Source organism: Kribbella soli (assembly GCF_004331345.1).
GTDB lineage: Bacteria > Actinomycetota > Actinomycetes > Propionibacteriales > Kribbellaceae > Kribbella > Kribbella soli.
In genome coordinates this window covers 932,275-950,862 of the sequence record NZ_SJJZ01000001.1, presented here as the reverse complement: position 1 = coordinate 950,862, position 18,588 = coordinate 932,275, and the positions used below count along the sequence as shown (strand labels likewise).

General features: G+C 67.8%; 15 protein-coding genes. 7 read left to right on the top strand and 8 right to left on the bottom strand.

Annotated features, from left to right (window positions below; genetic code table 11):
* Window positions 1-142: 142 nt before the first annotated feature.
* Window positions 143-2,389, bottom strand: a complete 2,247-nt coding sequence (locus tag E0H45_RS04770) for an outer membrane protein assembly factor BamB family protein (protein WP_131335040.1) — start codon at window positions 2,387-2,389, stop codon at window positions 143-145.
* A gap of 56 nt (window positions 2,390-2,445) precedes the next feature.
* On the bottom strand, window positions 2,446-2,757 hold the full coding sequence (locus E0H45_RS04765) for an ArsR/SmtB family transcription factor (protein ID WP_130384492.1): 312 nt from the start codon (window positions 2,755-2,757) through the stop codon (window positions 2,446-2,448).
* Between the two features lie 88 nt (window positions 2,758-2,845).
* Between E0H45_RS04765 and E0H45_RS04760 the strand changes: the two genes are divergently transcribed.
* The 3 genes from E0H45_RS04760 to E0H45_RS04750 are packed head-to-tail and all read left to right on the top strand — an operon-like array spanning window position 2,846 to window position 6,487.
* Window positions 2,846-4,036: an MFS transporter gene (locus E0H45_RS04760; RefSeq protein WP_131335039.1), complete on the top strand. Its 1,191-nt coding sequence runs from the start codon at window positions 2,846-2,848 to the stop codon at window positions 4,034-4,036.
* 31 nt (window positions 4,037-4,067) lie between these two features.
* A complete protein-coding gene (locus tag E0H45_RS04755) occupies window positions 4,068-5,072 on the top strand; it encodes a DUF4381 domain-containing protein (protein WP_131335038.1) in 1,005 nt (334 codons plus the stop codon).
* Window positions 5,069-6,487 (top strand): hypothetical protein, encoded by a 1,419-nt coding sequence (locus E0H45_RS04750; RefSeq protein WP_131335037.1) that lies wholly within the window; start codon window positions 5,069-5,071, stop codon window positions 6,485-6,487. Before E0H45_RS04755 ends, E0H45_RS04750 begins: the two co-directional genes overlap by 4 nt.
* Here the strand turns inward: E0H45_RS04750 and E0H45_RS04745 are convergent.
* The 5 genes from E0H45_RS04745 to E0H45_RS04725 form a co-directional block, all read right to left on the bottom strand.
* Window positions 6,473-8,482, bottom strand: coding sequence for a HelD family protein (locus tag E0H45_RS04745; protein ID WP_131335036.1), 2,010 nt, complete (start codon window positions 8,480-8,482; stop codon window positions 6,473-6,475). The two genes, E0H45_RS04750 and E0H45_RS04745, sit on opposite strands and share 15 nt — an antisense overlap.
* A 39-nt stretch (window positions 8,483-8,521) precedes the next feature.
* The gene (locus tag E0H45_RS04740; protein ID WP_131335035.1) at window positions 8,522-9,292 is read right to left on the bottom strand and encodes a phosphatase PAP2 family protein; all 771 of its coding nucleotides are present in this window, start codon (window positions 9,290-9,292) and stop codon (window positions 8,522-8,524) included.
* Between the two features lie 99 nt (window positions 9,293-9,391).
* A complete protein-coding gene (locus E0H45_RS04735; protein WP_131335034.1) occupies window positions 9,392-10,279 on the bottom strand; it encodes a carbohydrate ABC transporter permease in 888 nt (295 codons plus the stop codon).
* A complete protein-coding gene (locus E0H45_RS04730; RefSeq protein ID WP_131335033.1) occupies window positions 10,276-11,220 on the bottom strand; it encodes an ABC transporter permease in 945 nt (314 codons plus the stop codon). Before E0H45_RS04730 ends, E0H45_RS04735 begins: the two co-directional genes overlap by 4 nt.
* Window positions 11,221-12,843 (bottom strand): extracellular solute-binding protein, encoded by a 1,623-nt coding sequence (locus tag E0H45_RS04725; RefSeq protein WP_131335032.1) that lies wholly within the window; start codon window positions 12,841-12,843, stop codon window positions 11,221-11,223. It lies immediately after the preceding gene.
* Window positions 12,844-12,890: 47 nt separating this feature from the next.
* Here E0H45_RS04725 and E0H45_RS04720 point away from each other — a divergent pair, with 47 nt between their 5' ends.
* The 4 genes from E0H45_RS04720 (at window position 12,891) to E0H45_RS04705 (ending at window position 16,824) form a co-directional block, all read left to right on the top strand.
* Window positions 12,891-13,955, top strand: a complete 1,065-nt coding sequence (locus tag E0H45_RS04720; RefSeq protein WP_131335031.1) for a sialidase family protein — start codon at window positions 12,891-12,893, stop codon at window positions 13,953-13,955.
* 14 nt (window positions 13,956-13,969) lie between these two features.
* A complete protein-coding gene (locus E0H45_RS04715; protein WP_131335030.1) occupies window positions 13,970-14,905 on the top strand; it encodes a dihydrodipicolinate synthase family protein in 936 nt (311 codons plus the stop codon).
* 192 nt (window positions 14,906-15,097) lie between these two features.
* Complete coding sequence (locus E0H45_RS04710; RefSeq protein ID WP_272948938.1) at window positions 15,098-15,808, top strand: FadR/GntR family transcriptional regulator; 711 nt, start codon at window positions 15,098-15,100, stop codon at window positions 15,806-15,808.
* Between the two features lie 155 nt (window positions 15,809-15,963).
* Complete coding sequence (locus tag E0H45_RS04705) at window positions 15,964-16,824, top strand: DUF559 domain-containing protein (protein ID WP_131335028.1); 861 nt, start codon at window positions 15,964-15,966, stop codon at window positions 16,822-16,824.
* A gap of 107 nt (window positions 16,825-16,931) precedes the next feature.
* Here E0H45_RS04705 and E0H45_RS04700 read toward each other — a convergent pair whose 3' ends face one another.
* On the bottom strand, window positions 16,932-18,572 hold the full coding sequence (locus E0H45_RS04700; protein WP_131335027.1) for a DNA repair helicase XPB: 1,641 nt from the start codon (window positions 18,570-18,572) through the stop codon (window positions 16,932-16,934).
* Window positions 18,573-18,588: the final 16 nt, after the last annotated feature.

Sequence of the window (18,588 nt, the reverse complement as noted above, 5' to 3'; positions counted from 1 at the left end):
CGTGGCCAAAGCGATATCGGCTCGTCACCTGACCGCTCCGACAGGGGCGTTTCGCAACGAATTGCAGCCGTGGAATTGCGTCCTACGTCACACTCCGGCGTGGGCCGGAGGGCCTCCGCCAGCTGTCGACTACGCGGAGTTACTAGCGCAGGGCGATGACGGTGTTCGGTCCGGAGGTGAGGACAAGGTTGCCGACGGCCCGCGGATCGCGGCTGCAGGAGATGCCGGTCGGCAGCCTGACTTGCCGGAATCCGGCGCGGCTGACCACGTTCGCGACGCAGCCTCCGGCGCCGCGACCCAGCGAGACGACCCGGCCGTCGGCCGTCACGGTGACCTTCGTCCGCGGGCTCACCGGCGCCAGGGTCTGCCAAGCGGTCAGGCCGGTGTTCGCGTCGATCGCGGTGACGACGGTCCGACGGTTCTCCTGGGTACTCGGCCCAGGGCAGTCGACGACGATCAGGTACTTCCCGGCCGCGTTGAGCAGTGTGCGGCAGGCCCAGGCCTTCGGCACATCCCAGCGCCAGCGGATGTCGCCGGTGCGCGGCTCGATCGCGGTCAGCGCGGCAGGTGCGTCGGAGTCGCCGCCGGGCTCGGCCACGACCACCAGACCGGCCACGACGACCGGGCGACGGTAGGTGTCCGCTGAGGTCCTGGTCCACAGCTTCTTGCCCGACTGGACGTCCAGTGCTGTCATCTCGTCCGGACGGTCGTCGCAGGTGTGGCTGACGAAGGTGAGCACGGTCTCGGCGGTGGCGATGGCGCCGAGCTCGGTGCAGTCGCCGGAGTCGTAGGTCCAGCGCTCGTGACCGCCGGGATCGACGCCGTGGAGCTTGCCGGAGCGTTCGCCGGTCAGGAGTGGCTGGGTCTGCAGGATGTAGCGGTCACGCGTACGACCGGGCCACGCGGCCTTGCGGCGACCTGTGTTCGCGTCGAGCAACAGGTAGCCGACGTCGGCGAACTGCGCCAGTACGTAGTCGCCGTTGCCGGTGGCCGCGATCACTGGCTTCTCGTCGGAGTCGGAGCGGCTGTAGCGCCAGCGCAGCGCACCGGTGGCCGCGTCGAGCATTTCGACCACACCGCTCGGACGGGGGACCGCGACGCCGTACCTGGTGCCGATCGCTTCTTCCGCACCAGTGCCCGCGACGGAGTCGCTGACCCACGCGACGCTGCCGTCGAGGACCGACGGAACGGCCTTGCCTGCGTCGCGCGGTGTTCCCTCGACCCGCTCGTTGGAGCTGAGCACGTAGCTGCGGGACAGCGGCTGGACGATCAGCAGCAGGATGAGGGCGACTGCTCCCGGTACTGCCAGCCAGGCGAGTTGCTGACCGAGGTTGCGTGCAGGGAGGAAGCGGGCCGTCCGCGTGCGGAGGAGCGAGGCTACGAGGGCTGCTGCTCCAGCAACCAGCAGTAGGACCAGTGCAGAGATCAGCAACGGGACGCGGAGGCCCACGCCGACGGCCACGTTCGTTCTCGGCGCTTGGGCCCAGGCGATGAGCAGTCCGGTCACAGCAATCGCCAGTACGGCGCCTGCGATGAGGCGGGCGCGCTGGCTGGCACTACGGGCGCACCGGAAGAGGACTGGTGCGCTGAAGAAGGACAGGACGGCCAGCGCGACTGTCGGCCAGCCGGCCTCGTCTTGTGCTGCTGGTGTCTGCCAGGACGCACCGGACGCGGCGATCGCGACCACTGCGGCCGCAATGGCGGTGAACGTGGCCGTGGCGGTCAGCGCAGCTTGTTGCCACCCGCGCCACGGGGCTGGGAGCTCACTGTCCAGTCCGGCGAGCTCTGCCTCCAGATTGACCCGGGCGACCGGGCTGAGGCGTTGCCGTGCCAGCTGCGTGCGGTAGAGGTGTCCGTCGAGCAGCTCGCGGACTTCGTCGTACCGGTGCTCGAGGGCGATCTTGCGGTCGCCGGCATCCCGTCGTACCTCGGCCGTGTGGACGGCGTACCGGCTGGGGTCGGAGGCGAGGATGGCGTTGACGGCGTCCAGCAGTACGTCGCCGTTCGCGTCGCGGCGAGGTGGGGCGTAGGCGTCCGGAGGTGGCGTGGCGAGGTCGCTGGTGAGACGGATCAGCCGGGCGACCTCGGCGATGCGGATCGGCGGTACGCCGTACTGCGGGAGGAGGCGCTCGGCGAGCCGGGCCGACGCCTCGGCGTCCTCGGACGGGGTGCCGCCCGGCTCGTGGACGGCGCGGTGGAACCAGGCGGCGAGACGGACGCTGGTGGGGTCCGTGGAGAGCTGGATGAACGAGTCCAGCGCGGTCAGGACGATGCCGAGGTAGTGGTCGCGGTACGCGCGCCGGGTGCGTTCGACGTACCGCGCGACCAGCTCGTCCGCGAGCGAGGCAGATTCGGGCACCAGGTCGTCCCATCGCGCCCGGAGCTCCACCGCTTCAGTCTGCCAGCCGCACTTCTACAACCACCCAACCGCAACCTTGCGGTTGGTTACTGCTTGGCCGACAGAATGCCCGTCAGCAGACCTGGATAGAGGGCCTCGAGGTCTTCGCGGCGCAGCATGCTGATCCGGCGGGTGCCGTCGGTGTGCGTGGACAGGACGCCTGCTTCGCGCAGGGTCTTGAGGTGGTGGGCGCGCGTGGACGCCGTCACCGGCAGCTCGATCTCGCCGCAGCAGACGCCGGCCGGGTTGTCGGCGAGCGCGCGGACGATCGTCAGCCGGACCGGCTCGCCCAGCGCCTGGAGAACCGCCTCGACGCGGATCTCGTCCCGCTCCGGCTGCGGGAGGACTTTGGTGGCCATGTGTCCATAGTACGACGCCTGTCGAAGTTCGACGATGATCGTAGTACGATGACGATCGAACTACTGAACCTCGACCGGAAGGTCTTCGATGTCCGCACGGATCTACCTGCTCGGCGCCGGTGCGTTCGCGGTCGGCACCAGCGCGTACGTCGTGTCCGGTGTACTGCCCGACGTCAGCTCCGAGCTGCACGTCTCGCTGACCGCAGCCGGCCAACTCGCCACCGCGTTCTCGCTGTCGTACGCGATCGGTGCGCCGATCCTGTCCACGCTGACCGGCCGCTGGGAGCGCCGTACCCTCCTGATCGCGGCACTGGTGCTGGCTGCGCTCGGCAACCTGATCGCCGCGCTGGCTGTCAATTACCCGATCCTGATCGTCGGCCGCGTCGTGGCTGCGTTCGGCGCCGCCGTCTACACGCCGGCCGCCACCCTGTTCGCCACCAGCCTGCTGCCACCTGAGGAACGCGGTAGAGCAGTGGCCATCGTGTTCGGCGGACTTACGTTCGCACTGGTGCTCGGCGTACCCGCAGGCACACTGCTGGGCCCGACACTCGGCTACAAGGGTGTGTTCGCACTCATCACCGCTGTCGCCGTACTGGTCGCCATTGCCGAGCGCGCCGCGCTCCCGAAGGTCGACGCACCTCCTGTGGTCAGCCTGCGCGAGCGCTTCGCCGGTGTGGCGGACCGACGGGTGCAGATCATCCTGGCGATCACTGTCCTTGCCGTGCTCGCGGCGTTCAGCGTGTACATCTACATCGTTCCGCTGCTCAAGCACACGGCCGGCCTGACCGGCAACGTCACCGGTCTCCTCCTGCTCCTGTACGGCGTGGGTGCAGTCGTCGGAAACTTCCTCGGCGGACGGATCACCGACCGGTTCGGCAGCCTCCGCACCCTGGTCGTCCTGATGATCGGCATCACCGCCGTCCTCGCCACGCTGGACCTGACGCTGACGACCGAGATCGGCGCCGGAGCCGCTCTGGTGGTGTGGGGCATGCTGACCTGGGCCTTCAACCCACCGATCCAGAACCTGCTGCTGGAGCTCGGCGGCGGGCTGCTCATCTCCCTCAACGCGTCCGCGATCTACCTGGGCGCCGGACTGTCCGCTGTGGTCGGCGGACTGGTCATCCAGACGCTCGGCGTCGGCTACCTCCCCGTGCTGGCCTCCGCACTGTCGTTGGTCGTACTGGGTCTGGTCTACGCGCTCTGGCGCGACTCCTCCCTGCAGCGGGTAGAGGAGCTCGAGCGTGACGAGGACATCTACGTCACAGCAGCCGCTGACTGAGGAGGACCTCTAGTAGGGCACTCTTTGGCCCATGCGTCTGCTCGCCGGTGTGCTGTTGCTCGCCACCACCCTGACCGGGTCCAACGACCCCACCGGGGTGGTTGACGGGTGGAAGACGTCACCTGTGTACGTCGACCCGACGCAGCGCGCACTGGTATCGGACAAGGACGCTGCCGAGCTGGCTGAACGCGTGAGCGGGCACGACCCGGCGATTCGCATCGCGGTCGTGCCCGCCGCCGTACTCACTGCCGGTGACAAGAGCACGGCCGCACACACGTACGTCGACCAACTGGTGGACCGGCAGCAGGCCGATGGCATCTACCTCGTCGTGTTCGGTGGTGCGATCGCCTGGGGGAGCGCGGTCGGAGTCGACACACCGATCGCGGGCATCCTCACAAGCGAGCTGGACAAGCACAGTCGCTCCGACCCGGTCGGCACGCTGAACGGAGTGCTGGACCAACTCGGCGTACAGAAGGCGTCCAAAGGCACACCTGGTTGGCTGTGGCCGTTGCTGATCGCCCTGGTCGTGCTGATTGCCGGTGGACTCGCCTTGTGGTGGTGGAGGACGCGATCGCGCAAGGACGAAGGGCCCGCGCTCTACCGTCCGTCGTACGACGTGTTGCCGGACGAGGTCGACTCGCTGGACGAGCGGCGCGCGACCGCGCGGGAGGACGTCACGCGGTTCGGCGAGGAACTGGATGCCGCGGACGTGCGTCTGGACGGCATGGATACGGCAGCGGACGTGCAGGCGGCGATGGACGCGTACGCCGACGCCGGCCGCGTGGCCGACGGGGAACCCGACGACGACAAGCTGCGCGAAGTGCGAACCACGGTCGAGTACGGGCGGTGGCGGCTGGCCTGTGCGCAGGCCAAGATCGCCGGAACACCCGCACCTGCCCGCCGTTCCACCTGCTTCTTCGACCCCGGCCACGGCACCTCCGTGACGGACTGGATGTACACGCCACCTGGCGGGCGGCCCCGGGAGGTCCCGGTCTGCAACGCCTGTCGTGAGCGGCTCTCGGGAGGAGCACGATGAAACGTCTGCTCGGCGCGCTCGCCGTCATCACCCTGTGGGTCCTGCCCGCGCCACTGGCGCACGCGGCCGGCGACCCCGACGCGTACATGAACACCGTGGCCGGTCAACTCGGCGACCCAGGCGTCTGGGTCGACCCGGACGTGTCGGAGCTGAGCCCCAGCGAGACTGCCCAGCTCGACGCGGCCGCGAAGAGCGCCGGCGCACCGATCCGGATCGCGGTCATCCCCGCGCAGAAGATCAACAAGTCGGAGAGCAAGTACTACTCGCGGCCCGCCTGGGAAGGCGAGGAGATCGCGGACCAGCTGTACGACCGCGTCGGCGTCGAGGGCGTGTACGCCGTACTGGTCGATGCGTCGTCGCAGTCCAACGGCCGCGGGCTGCACGCCGTACAGCGTGCCGACCACGGGCCGACGTACTTCGTGGGCGATGCGGTGGACCAGGCGGTCGACTGCTGTGCGCCGGACTACGAGTCGATGCTCGAGAGATTCATCCAGCGTGCCCAGGTCGTGAACAAGCCGTTCTACGTCGACGCCGCGCCGTACGCCGGTGGCGTGGCCGGGATCATCGGGCTCTGGGTCACCGTGACCGGGCTGGGTGCCCGGCGGGCCCGGCGGCAGGACGAGAAGGCCCACCTGAAGGTCGCACAGCCGCTGCTCAACGAGGAGATCATCGCGCTCTCGCAGCAGGTCTCCGCGCTGCCGACGACCTCGGACCCCCAGCAGTCGAAGCTGTCCAAGGACGTGCTCGACACCGTCGAGAAGGCACGGCAGCGGCTCGACCAGGCCAAGGGCGACAAGGACATCGAGGCGGTGACGACACTGCTCGGCTCGGCCCGCTACGGTCTTCGCTGCCTGGACGCGGTGCGGGCAGGCGAGCCGATCCCGGAGCCGACCGCGCCCTGCTTCTTCGACCCGCGGCACGGCCCGAGCGTGGCCGAGGTGCAGTGGAAGCCCGAGGAGGGCGCTGCGCGCAACGTGGACGTCTGCGCGGCGTGCAAGCAGCGTGACGAGGCCGGAGAGAAGCCCGAGATCCGGATGGTGAAGGGCTGGCAGCTCGAGCGGCCGTACTGGGAGCACGCCGAGGACCTCGCGGCGTACGTCGACGGGTACTGGTCGCAGGGCGACGGCCGTGTGTGGTGGTTCCCGGACTCCGACTTCCGGCGTCGCGGCGAGGAGATGCGGTCGCGTTGGCGGTCCCGTCGACCAGGTGCGCGCTTCGGCCGGTTCAGCTCGAATGTCGGCAGCTCCGTCGGTGACTGGACGGCGTCGTCGAGCAGCGGTTCCGATGACGACGGCGGGAGCAGTTGGTACAGCGGCTCGAGCCGGCGCAGCTCGTATTCGTCGCGGACTCGCTCTAGCGGTGGCGGGTCGTCCCGGCGCTCGTCGCGCCGGTCCGGCGGGTCACGGGGCTTCTAGCACCGCAGGCAGGTCTTCGCTGTGCAGAACGACCAGTGAGGTGACGGCACGGGTCAGACAGACGTAGAGGCGCCGGAGTCCGGTCCGCTCATCAGCTTCACCAGAGACGATGCCGGCCGGCTCCACCAGCACCACGTGGTCGAACTCGAGACCTTTGGCGAGAGACGCCGGCACGACGTCCAGGTGGGCGTCCACGTCGTCTTCGTCGCCGAGGACCGAGAAGGCGATGCCTTGCAGGGCTTTCCGGGTTGCGGGGACCAGTGCGTCCGGGACGATCAGACCGATCGAGCCGAGGCGTTCTGACACCTCTCGGACCGCTGTCACCGCAGCAGCCAGGCTGTCCGGTACACGAGTGATGGTCAGCTCACCGCGCGCCCGCCGTACCGCTGTCGGCGGTTTGAGGTGCGGGGCGATCGTCGGGAGGAGGCGGGCGGCGTACTCGATCACCTGACCGGGGACGCGGAAGCCGGCGGTCAGCTCCTCGGTGTGGGCGCTGGTCTTGCCCAGGTGCTTCAGCGCCTCGTCCCACGACGGTGTGGCCCACGGTGTGGTGCCCTGCGCGATGTCACCGAGCACAGTCATCGAGCCGGTCGAGCAGCGTCGACCGACCGCACGCAGCTGCATCGCGGACAGGTCCTGTGCCTCGTCCAGCACCACGTGTCCGAGTGACGGCGTACGGTCGACCAGGTCGGCGATCTCGTCGATCAGAGTGGCGTCGGCAACGGACCACTTGGCCGCACCGGGTGACCGCGGCACCTTGTCCCAGAGCAACAGCGCCTGCTCATCCGCAGTGAGGATGCCGTCGGCGTACTCGGCGAGTAGCTCGGGGTCGGTGAAGAGGCGGAAGAGCAGCTTTGCCGGGTCCACAGCCGGCCAGAGCGCGTCGGCGTACTGCTTCACCGGACGGCTGCGTGCGACCGAGTCCTGCACGCGGTCGTCGGGGGAGTCACCGGCCGCTTCCATCCGCAGCAGCACGGCGTGGGCCAGCCGCTGCGGCAGCATCGCGCGGCCGGCGCCGTAGCGGATGCCGCGGCTTCGCAGCTCGGTCACGAGCTCCTCGGCCTGGTACGCCGCTACTCGCCAGCGGTGCGCTCCCCGTGGCACTACCAGCGACTCTTCCGGGAGCTTGACGTGCGACCAGACGGCCCGGTGCAGTAGTTCGGCCATGCGGGCGTCGCCCTTGAGTACGTCGACCAGCGCCGGGCCCGGACCAGCCACCTTCACGCGGGCGACCAGCTCCTCGACGGTGGTCTGCTTCGCCTCGATCTCGCCCAGTGCGGGGAGGACGTCCCCGATGTACCGCAGGAAGCTCGCGTTCGGACCTACGACGAGCACACCGGCCCGGCTGAGCTGGTCGCGGTACGCATAGAGCAGGTACGCCGCCCTGTGCAGCCCGACCGCGGTCTTGCCGGTACCAGGTGCCCCCTGCACACAGATGGTGTCGTCGATGCCGGCCCGGACGATCACGTCCTGCTCCGGCTGGATGGTCGCCACGATGTCGCGCATCGGGCCGGAACGCGGACGCTCGATCTCAGCGTCCAGGATGTCGCTGTGCTGTTCGTCCTGACCGGTCGCGGTGAGGTCCTCGTCCTCGAACGCGGTCATCTCGCCATGCGTGAAGCCGAACCGCCGACGTACCCCGACACCCATCGGCTCGGTCTTGCTGGCCCGGTAGAACGGCACCGAGATGTCCGCCCGCCAGTCCACCACCAGCGGCTCGCCCAGCGCGTCGTTCACGTGCCGGCGACCGATGTGGAACGTCTCGTCGGTCGGCTCGAGGTAGTCCAGCCGCCCGAAGAACAGCGGCACGTCCGGGTCGTCCTCCAGCTCCTTCATCCGCCGGAAGATGGCGGCCTGCAGGTACTCCTGGTTGACCCGGTCCGCGCTGTGGATCTCGAGTGCGCCGGTCTTCTCCCGCATCAGCGCCAGCGCCGTCCGGGAGGTCTTCAGGTAGTCCTTCTCGGCCTGGAGAGTGTCGGACGTGTCTGAGGGCATGCTGAAACCTCCGGCGAGCAGTGGGGGAGCCCAGCCACGTTACTTGAGCACCCTGCTCGGTGGAACTGAATTACGGGTCCGTGGCCTGTCGCCGTGCAGACCGGGCCGGAGCAGGAGGGGCAGGCTGGCCGCCAGCAGGACCAGAGCGACGATGCCGTCCAGCCAGTAGTGATTGGCGGTCACCACGACGACGCCGAACGTGATGATCGGGTGCAGCAGCCACAGCCACCGCCAGCGCGACTGGGTGATCAGGATCATCGACAGCGCGATCAGGGTGGCCCAGCCGACGTGCAGGCTCGGCATCGCGGCGAACTGGTTCACCGCGCCGTCGGTGTGGTCCGGCCCGTACACGGACTGGCCGAAGCGCAGGCCGGTGTCCACGAAGCCCGGCATCATCCGCGGCGGCGCCAGCGGGAACGCGATGTGACCGATCAGTGCCAGTCCGGTGAGCGACACCATCGTCCACCGGACATGCGAGTACGCCTTCGGCCGCCAGATGCTCAGCCAGAGCAGTACGGCGGCAGTCAGTGGGGCGTGCACGCTGGCGTAGTACAGGTTCGCCCCTTCGACCAGTTGCGGGAACTGCAGCGCCCAGTGCTGGATCGACGCCTCGTTCGGCAGATGCAGCCAGTTCTGCAGCGACAACACTTCGTGCGCATGGTCGAACGCAGACCCGGTGTGCCGGGCCGCGATCTGCCGGCCCGCGCTGTAGACCAGGAACAGTGTCGCCAGCAGGACTGCTTCCCGTACCACCCTCCAGAAGGCTTGTGCCCGGCCTTCCCCCACCCGTTCGACAGCAGCTATCCCCATACCGTTCGACGGTACCCGCCGTTCCCACAGGGTTTGCCCAGGCGCAACCCTGACGTTGCCCTGGGCAACCCCCGACACCGGGTTGGGACGCGGCTGTGATCAGCCCTTCACGGCACCGGTGAGGACGCCCTTGGCGAAATGCCGCTGCAGGAACGGGTAGATGATCAGGATCGGCACGATCGAGACGACCAGGATCGCCATCTGGATCGACGCCTGCGGCGGAAGCAGTTCGGTGCCGAGTTCGGCGCTGCCGAGTTGGGTGTCGTTGATGACGTACGTCCGCAGTACCAGCTGCAACGGCCAGAGCTTCGAGTCGTTCAGGTACAGCAGCGCGGAGAAGAACGCGTTCCAGTACGCCACCGCGTAGAACAGGCCGATCACCGACAGCACCGCCTTCGACAGCGGCAGAACGATGTTGGTGAACGTCTTCAGCTCACCCGCGCCGTCGATCCGCGCGCTCTCGGTGAGCTCGTTGGGCAGGTTCATGAAGAACGCCCGCAGTACGACGACGTTGAACGCGCTGATCATCGTCGGCACGATCAGCGCCCAGATGCTGTCCAGCAGCCCGACGCCCTTGACCGTCAGGTACAGCGGGATGATGCCGGGGGAGAACAGCATGCTGAACAGCACGACGAGCAGGATCGGCCGCCCGGCGACGAAACTCGGCCGCGACAACGCGTAGGCGAGCAGACACGACACGGTCAGGCTGAGCAGCGTGCCGACGATCGTCACGAAGATGCTGACGAACAGCGCCCGCGTCACCACGCCGCCGGCGAACAACGACTCGTACGCCGCGAAGCTGATCGACTTCGGCAGCAGCACCAGCCCGCCGGACTCGTTGATCTGCTTGTTCGGCGCCACGCTGGTCGAGATCACCCCGACGAACGGGACGATCACGACCGCGCAGAAGATCAGCAGTACGAGGCCCTTGAAGATCCGCATCGGCCAGCCGGGCATCGGCACGCCCTGGACGATCCTGGTACTCATCGCTGGTACACCCCTTGCTCGCCGAAGATGTGCGCCACCTTGTTCGCGGTCAGCACGAGGATGACGCTGACGATGCCCTTGACCAGGCCGACCGCCGCCGCGACACCCCAGGCGCCACCGAGTACGCCGTTGTTGTAGACGTACGTGTCCAGCACTTCGCTGATGTCCCGGCCGACCGCCTGCTGCTGCAGGATGATCTGCTCGAAACCGACGGTCAGCGAGTCACCGAGCCGCAGGATGAACAGCAGGATGATGATCCCGCGCAGTCCCGGCAGCGTGACGTGCCACAGCTGCTTCATCCGGCTCGCACCGTCCACACTCGCCGCCTCGTACAGCTGCGAGTCGATCTGGGACAGTGCGGCCAGGAACAGGATCGTCGCCCAGCCGGTGTCCTTCCAGATGATCTGCGACGTCAGCAGCACGTGGAACAGTTCGGAGTTCCCGATGATGTTGATCGTCGACAGGTCGTGCGACCGCAGGTAGTTGTTCAGCAGGCCGCTGCCGCCGAGCATCTGCTGGAACAGCGCGACCACGATCACCCAGGACATGAAGTGCGGCAGGTACAGGATGCTCTGCGCGATCCGCTTGATCCGCTCGGAGAACAGTGAGTTCAGCAGCAGGGCGAGCAGGATCGGCGCCGGGAACACGAAGATCGACTGCAGGCTGGTGAGGATCAGCGTGTTCTTCAACGCCCGCAGGAACGCCGGGTCGCCGTTGAAGATCACACTGAAGTTCTCCCAGCCCGACCAGTCGCTCGCGTTGATCCCGAGGAACGGTTGGTAGTCCTTGAACGCGATCATGTTGCCCAGTAGCGGCACGTAGTGGAACGCGATGATCAGCGCGACCCCGGGCAGTGCGAACAGCAGCAGCACGCGGTCCCGCAGCAGCCGCCGGCCGAGGCTCAGCTGCTGCTGCGGACGCGTCTTGGATCGTTGCAGCATCTACTTCCCTGCCGTGTCCGAGAGGGCCTGCTCGAGTTCGGTGCGGATCTTGTCGCCGCCGGACGACTTCCAGGTCTGCACGGCCGTCTTCCAGTCCGAGACCGGCTTCTTGCCCTGCACGATCTGGCCTTCCAGGTCTGTCATCGTCTTGGCGAGCTGGGCCTGCTTCTTCGATGCCGTGTCGGAGTACAGCCCGTACGACGCGTCGTACACGAGCCGCTTCGAGACCTTCTCCTGGATCGCGTGCTGCTTCTGCGGCACGTCCGGCTTGCCGGCCCAGTACAGCGCCAGCGTCGAGTCGCTGATGTACTGCAGGCCGATACCGGTCTCCACGGTGCCCACCTTGGTCGGCACCGGGTCTGTGCCCTGCAACGAGTAGTGCCGGCCCGCGACGCCGTACTTGCGGAACAGGTACTCCTCCGTGCCGAACGGCGCCGCCATCCAGTTCGCGATCTTCAGCAGCGTCTCGGCGGAGTGCGTGCTGTCCTTGCTGAACGCCGTCACGTTGTTCAGCGCCCCGCCCATCCAGGGTGCGCCGTCACCACTGTCGAAGCCCGGTACGTCGAGCATGTTCACGGCGAACGCGTCGCCGGCGCTGTTGTCGTTGTAGTACTGGTTCCAGGCCACGAAGCTGTCGTAGTCGAACGCGGCGATGCCGCCGTTGAACCACTGCTTGCGGGCGCTGGCCTTGTCGTTGAACGCGTCCGGGTTGACCACGCCGGCGGCGACCATCTTGCGGCCGGCCTCGAGGGCCTGCTCCTGCGCCTCGTGCTCGTACATCGAGGTGAACTTGCCGCCCTCCTCCTTCCAGACGTTCGGGATCGCCAGCATCATCCGGATCGTCGACATCGGCACCCGGGTCCAGGCCCACTTGTTCTGCTTGGCCGCGGTCATCTCCTTGGCCAGGTCGAAGAACTCCTGGAAGTTCTTCGGCGCCGGGTCCTTGATGCCCTTCGCGGCGAGCAGGTCCTCGCGGTAGAGCGCGAGCGACGTACGGGACATGCCGCGCGGCACCGGGACGCCGTAGATGGCGCCGTTGAAGACGCAGCCCTTCCAGAACTCGGTCGGGATGTTCGCCAGGAACGGATACTTGCTGATCGCGTCGCCGGACAGGTGCTCGGTCAGGTCCATGCACTTGGCCTTCACCAGGCCGGGGATCTGCGGCGTGTCCGGCGGGATGTTCAGGATGTCCGGCAGGTCGCCGCCCGCGATCCGGGTCGCGAACTTGTCCTTGTACTCGTCGTTCGACGCCATGCTGATCTGCAGCTCGGAGCCGAGACGCTTGTTGAGCTCCTGCCAGAACTGGTTCTTGTCGACGGCGGGCGGGATGGCGCCGGGGATGTTCGTCATGAACGTGATCGGCTTGCCGTCACCAGGAGCCTCGGCAATCGCCTTCACCGGGTTCGCCGGGTACTTCAGGAAGCCGTCCAGCACCACGTCGGTGCCGGGCAGGTCCGGCTTGATCTCGCCGTACTTCGTGTACGTCGGCAGCTTGACGGCCGCGTTCGCCGCGGCGGCGTTCTTCTTGTCGGACGCGCACCCCGCCAGCAGCGGCGTACCCGTGACCGCGACAGCGGCGGCGGCCAGACCACCGCCGAGGAATGTTCTTCTGCTGACCGGCATGAGGCCTCACTTCCATCGGAGGGCCACACCATGACATAGTACGTCCTATGTCTTCAAGAGTCGGCGCGACGGAAATCGTCTTCGACCCTGCCGGTAGCGGGTACCACACGTTCCGTATCCCGTCCGTCCTGGCGCGGGGTTCGCTGGTGCTCGCCTTCTGCGAGGGCCGGCTGCACGGGGCCGGTGACGCAGGGGAGATCGAGGTCGTACTGCGTCGTTCGCTCGACGGCGGCCGGACCTGGCTGCCGCTGCAGGTGGTGTCTGCGGCGCCGGGCAAGACCTGTGGAAACCCGGTTCCGTTGGTCGACCCCACGAGCGGTGACATCGTGCTGGTGACGGTGGAGAACGGCGCCGATGCGGTCGAGATGTCGCTTGCACGGGGCACCGATCCTGAGTCCGGCCGTCGTGTGTTCGTGCAGCGGTCCGCTGACGACGGTGCGACCTGGAGTGCGACTCGCGAGATCACCGCGCAGGTGAAGCCGGGTGACTGGGGCTGGTACGCGACCGGTCCGTGCCACGGCATCACGCTGCGCTCCGGGCGTCTCGTCGTACCGGCCAATCACTCTTTCGTGCCGTCCGAGCCGGTGGACGACCTGATCCGGCTGAACGGCGGGCACTGCATCTACAGCGACGACGGCGGTGCTTCCTGGTCGCTCGGCTTCGTGGACCGCAACGACGGCGCGGAGATCAACGCGAACGAGACCGCCGTCGCCGAGCTGCCGGACGGACGGCTGTACTTCAACGCCCGCAACCACCAGGGCACCGGACCGGCCCGCGTGCACGCCTGGTCGTCCGACGGCGGTCAGACCCTCGATGCGCCGTACGCCGGCATTCCCGAGATCACCGCACCCGGTATCCAGGGCAGCGTGCTCTGCCTGCCGGACGGGCGGTTGCTGTTGTCCACGCCGGTGAATCCCACATCGCGCCGGGAACTGACCGTTTTCGTCAGCGCGGATTCCGGTGCGTCCTGGAAGCCGGCTCTGGTCGTGCACGAGGGCATGGCCGGGTACTCCGACCTGGTGCTGCTGCCCGACGGCTCGATCGGGATCTTCTACGAGGCCGGTGAGACGTCCTCGTTCGCGACCTTGCGCTTCGCCACATTCGCCCTTTGAGGTTGGGAGACCCCTTGACCGCATCCGCCCATCTGACCGGCGTCGTACCTCCGCTGGTCACCCCGCTCACCCCGTCGTACGACGTCGACACCGCATCGCTGGCCCGGCTGATCCAGTACCAGTTGACAGGGGGTGTGGACGGGGTGTTCGTGCTCGGCACCTCCGGCGAGGGCACGTTTCTGACCGACGAGCAGCGGCAGGTCGTGCTGGAGACGACCGTCGCGGAGGTGGCCGGACAGGTGCCGGTGCTGGCCGGTGTTATCGACACGTCGACCAATCGGGTCGCTGCGCATGTTTCTGCCGCGTTGAAGGCTGGTGTGGACGGCATCGTCGCCACGGCTCCGTTCTACGCCGCCACTCACCCTGCTGAGATCGAGCGCCACTTTGTGCGGCTGGCGTCGCTTGCGGGCGACACGCCCCTCTACGCGTACGACATCCCGCCGCGGGCGGGCACCAAGCTCCCGGCTGCTCTGGTTCTGTCTCTTGGTGAGCAGGGTGTGATTGCCGGTGTGAAGGACTCGTCCGGGCAGGAGACGTCGCTGCGAGAGCTGGTGCTCTCCCGTCGGGAGAAGGCGCTCGACGACTTCGTGATCATGACGGGCTCCGAGGTGACGGTCGACTCGGCGCTGGCGTTCGGCGTGGACGGCGTCGTACCTGGTCTGGGGAACGTGGATCCGGCCGGGTATGCGCGGTTGTTCAAGGCTGCGGTGGCCGGTGACTCGGCTGCGGCGCGGGCTGAGCAGGACCGGTTGTTCCGGCTGTTCGACATCATCAACGTGGCGGACCGGTCGCGGATGGGGGCCAGTTCGGCTGCGCTCGGTGCGTTCAAAGCCGGGCTCTACCTGTTGGGCGTGATCGACTGCCCGGTCACGGCGTACCCCTCCATCCCGTTGAACGACACGGAGATCGCCGCGGTCCGGCCGTTGCTGGACCGCGCCGGATTACACTGAGCGGTCCAAGGGGGTGTCTGATGGTTCCACGCCTACTGCGCGGTACTCAGCACGGCACCTCGCCGCACGGGTGCAAAGGCCACGATGCTCCGCATCGAGACCTTCGCCCCCGCACGCCGAGCTACCGCACTGAGCACCTGCTCGCTACGGCGTGGAACCATCAGACACCCCCTAGCCAAAGGGAGGCCGGCAGTGACAACGGGTGGGCTCAGCCGGGCACGTGGTGCGGCAGGGAATCAGTCTTTTATCCGGGACGCGATGAAGTCGTACATCCTGGAACGCGGCCTGAAGGCGGGTGACCCGCTGCCCAACGAGCAGGACCTGATGGCGCAGCTGGGCGTCGGCCGGCACCCGCTGCGCGAGGCGATGAAGGCGCTGCAGGCGGTCGGCATCATCGAGATCCGGCACGGGTACGGCACGTACGTCGGCGAGGTGAACCTGCAGTCCCTGGAGGACGGCCTCGCGTTCCGCATGTCCCAGTCGATGGCCGGCGACCTCCGCGACGTCCAGAACGTCCTGGAGGTCCGCCAGGCCATCGAGGTCGGCCTGGCCGACGACGTGGTCGGCCACTTCAAGCAGCACGGGTACGACGCCCTCGAACCGATCGTCGAACGCATGGAAGCCAAGGCCGCCGAAGGCAACTACTTCCCCGACGAGGACTGGGCCTTCCACCAAGCCCTCTACGAACCGTTGGGCAACGCCCTGGTCATAGACCTACTCTCGGTCTTCTGGCGAACCTTCGCCCAGGTGGACGCCCGCCTCCCAGGCGCCCGCTACACCCCCGCCGACGCCGCCGCCTGGCACCGAGACCTCCTGAACGCCCTCGAGTCAGCCAACCCCGACACCTACGCCCACTCCATGAAACGCCACTTCAACGGCATCCACACCCGCCTCGGCGAATAGCGCGTGCAAGCTCGACAGGACGTATACGTCCACTGAAGAGCATCTGCTAGCCAGCTGAGCGTGTATTGCCCCCTCGGGCCGGGACATGTCCTGTCGAGCTTGCCCCTGTGGATAAGCCAAATCACCGGTCGACCCATCTGAGGCACCATCCTCGGATGGAACCGGTCGGTGAGGTCCTCGCGCGCCACGGCGGCTGGGCGACCCGGGCCGAGCTGGTCGGGGCGACCTCCCGCCGCGCCGTCGAGGCTGCGCTGGAGCGGGGCGAGGTGCAGCGGATCGCGCTGGGGATCTATGCGCTGCCTGGCCTTCCAGTCGACGAGGCGGCCGTGCTTGCGTATGACGGAGTCCTCTCGCACGTGAGTGCCGCGAAGTCGCTGGGGCTTCCGTTGCTGCTGACACCGCCGAAGCCCCACATCATCGTCCCGCCCAAACGCCGCCCGCGTCCGGGACCACCCGCCGTCCTGCATTGGGCTGAAACCAGCTCCGGTGAGCGCCGGAACCGGCTGACCTCACTGCTGCGGACCGTCGTCGACTGCTCCCGCATCCTCCCGTTCAACGAGGCATTGGCGGTGGCGGACGCAGCCCTCGCCACCGGCAGGCTCGGCCAGGACGAGCTCCTTGCCGCTACTGCCGCGATGGGTGGCTACGGCTGTCCGAACGCGCGCAAGACAGCCGCAGCTGCGACTCGCCTCTCGGACAGCTTCCTCGAGTCAATGCTCCGGGCACTTCTGATCAGTGCGGGCATCAACGGCTTCGAACCGCAGGTCCTGGTGACTCATGGGCCGTTTCGGGCCAGGGTTGATCTCGGGCACAGAAAGGCCCGGTTGGCCATCGAGGCGGAGGGCTTCGAGTTCCACGGATCTCGGCGGGACTTTGCCGCTGACTGCCACCGGTACGACGAGTTGGTGGCGGCAGGGTGGCTCGTGCTCCGGTTCACCTACGAGCAGGTCGTCGGAGACCCGGCCTGGGTTGTCGCGACCGTCCGGGCCGCGTTGGCTCGGCGTCTTGCGGGCTGACTGCGTACAACCTCGACAGGAGATGTCCCTCGAACCCCGCCTGAAACCGCAGGCGCTGAGCGTGGCGACGAACTGTTGACTCCGACATCTCCTGTCGACCTTGCACATCACGCAAACAGGTTCTCCGCGTCCACGATTGTGTAGGCGTAGCCCTGTTCGGCTAGGAAGCGTTGGCGGTGGGCGGCGAATTCTGCGTCGATCGTGTCTCTTGCGACTATGGAGTAGAAGCGGGCGGTGCGGCCGTCGCCTTTGGGGCGGAGGACTCGGCCGAGGCGTTGGGCTTCTTCCTGGCGGGAGCCGAAGGTGCCGGAGACCTGGATGGCGACCGACGCCTCTGGGAGATCGATGGAGAAGTTGGCGACCTTGCTGACCACCAGCCGCTTGATCTCACCGGTGCGGAACGCCTGGAACAGACGTTGCCGTTCCTTCACCGTGGTCTCGCCCTTGATCACCGGGCACTCCAGGCGTTCACCCAGCTCGTCCAGCTGGTCGATGTACTGACCGATGACGAGCAGCGGCTCGTCGGCGTGGTGCTCGGCGATCCGTCGTACCAGCTTCGACTTCGCCGGGGTGGAGGCGGCCAGGCGGTAGCGGTCCTCGGGCTCGGCGGTCGCGTACACGAACCGCTCGGTCTGCTCGAGATCCACGCGCACCTCGATGCAGTCCGCCGGCGCGATCCAGCCCTGCGACTCGATGTCCTTCCACGGTGCGTCGTACCGCTTGGGGCCGATCAGGGAGAACACGTCGCCCTCGCGGCCGTCCTCGCGGACCAGCGTCGCGGTCAGTCCGAGCCGGCGCCGGGTCTGCAGGTCGGCGGTCATCCGGAAGATCGGCGCGGGCAGCAGGTGCACCTCGTCGTACACGATCAGGCCCCAGTCGCGCGCGTCGAACAGCTCCAGGTGCGTGTAGACACCCTTCCGGCGCGTCGTCATCACCTGGTACGTCGCGATCGTCACCGGCCGGATCTCCTTGCGCGCACCGGAGTACTCGCCGATCTCCTCCTCGGTGAGGCTGGTGCGCTTCAGCAGCTCGTCCTTCCACTGCCGCGCGGACACGGTGTTGGTGACCAGGATCAGCGTGGTCGCGGACGCCTGCGCCATCGCGGCCGCGCCGACGATCGTCTTGCCGGCGCCACAGGGGAGTACGACGACACCTGAGCCGCCGTGCCAGAACGAGTCGGTCGCCTGCTCCTGGTACGGGCGCAGCTCCCAGCCGTCGGTCACCAGGTCGATCTGGTGTGCCTCGCCGTCGACGTACCCGGCCAGGTCCTCAGCGGGCCAGCCGATCTTTAGCAGGGTCTGCTTGAGGTGACCGCGCTCCGACGGGTGCACCAGGACGGTGTCGTCGTCGAGCCGGGCGCCCAGCATGGGCTTCACCTTGTTGCTGCGCATTACCTCTTCCAGCACCGGCCGGTCGGTCGTCACCAGCACCAGACCGTGCTGCGGGTGCTTCTCCAGCCGCAGCCGCCCGTACCGGTCCAGCGTCTCCGCGATGTCGACCAGCAACGAGTGGGGGACCGGGTACCGGCTGTAGCGCAGCAGTACGTCGATCACCTGCTCGGCGTCATGCCCCGCGGCCCGCGCGTTCCACAGGCCCAGCGGTGTCAGCCGGTAGGTGTGCACATGCTCCGGCGCCCGCTCCAACTCGGCGAACGGAGCGATGGCCTTCCGGCACTCGCTGGCCTCCGCATGCGCCGTCTCCAGCAACAAGGTCTTGTCCGACTGCACGATCAAAGGACCGTCCGACACCCGCAACTCCTATCCT

Excerpts from the sequence above, each read along its gene's own strand:
- E0H45_RS04765 (WP_130384492.1), bottom strand. The coding sequence starts at position 2,757 with ATGGCCACCAAAGTCCTCCCGCAGCCGGAGCGGGACGAGATCCGCGTC.
- E0H45_RS04760 (WP_131335039.1), top strand. The coding sequence starts at position 2,846 with ATGTCCGCACGGATCTACCTGCTCGGCGCCGGTGCGTTCGCGGTCGGC.
- E0H45_RS04755 (WP_131335038.1), top strand. The coding sequence starts at position 4,068 with ATGCGTCTGCTCGCCGGTGTGCTGTTGCTCGCCACCACCCTGACCGGG.
- E0H45_RS04750 (WP_131335037.1), top strand. The coding sequence starts at position 5,069 with ATGAAACGTCTGCTCGGCGCGCTCGCCGTCATCACCCTGTGGGTCCTG.
- E0H45_RS04745 (WP_131335036.1), bottom strand. The coding sequence starts at position 8,482 with ATGCCCTCAGACACGTCCGACACTCTCCAGGCCGAGAAGGACTACCTG.
- E0H45_RS04740 (WP_131335035.1), bottom strand. The coding sequence starts at position 9,292 with ATGGGGATAGCTGCTGTCGAACGGGTGGGGGAAGGCCGGGCACAAGCC.
- E0H45_RS04735 (WP_131335034.1), bottom strand. The coding sequence starts at position 10,279 with ATGAGTACCAGGATCGTCCAGGGCGTGCCGATGCCCGGCTGGCCGATG.
- E0H45_RS04730 (WP_131335033.1), bottom strand. The coding sequence starts at position 11,220 with ATGCTGCAACGATCCAAGACGCGTCCGCAGCAGCAGCTGAGCCTCGGC.
- E0H45_RS04725 (WP_131335032.1), bottom strand. The coding sequence starts at position 12,843 with ATGCCGGTCAGCAGAAGAACATTCCTCGGCGGTGGTCTGGCCGCCGCC.
- E0H45_RS04720 (WP_131335031.1), top strand. The coding sequence starts at position 12,891 with ATGTCTTCAAGAGTCGGCGCGACGGAAATCGTCTTCGACCCTGCCGGT.
- E0H45_RS04705 (WP_131335028.1), top strand. The coding sequence starts at position 15,964 with ATGGAACCGGTCGGTGAGGTCCTCGCGCGCCACGGCGGCTGGGCGACC.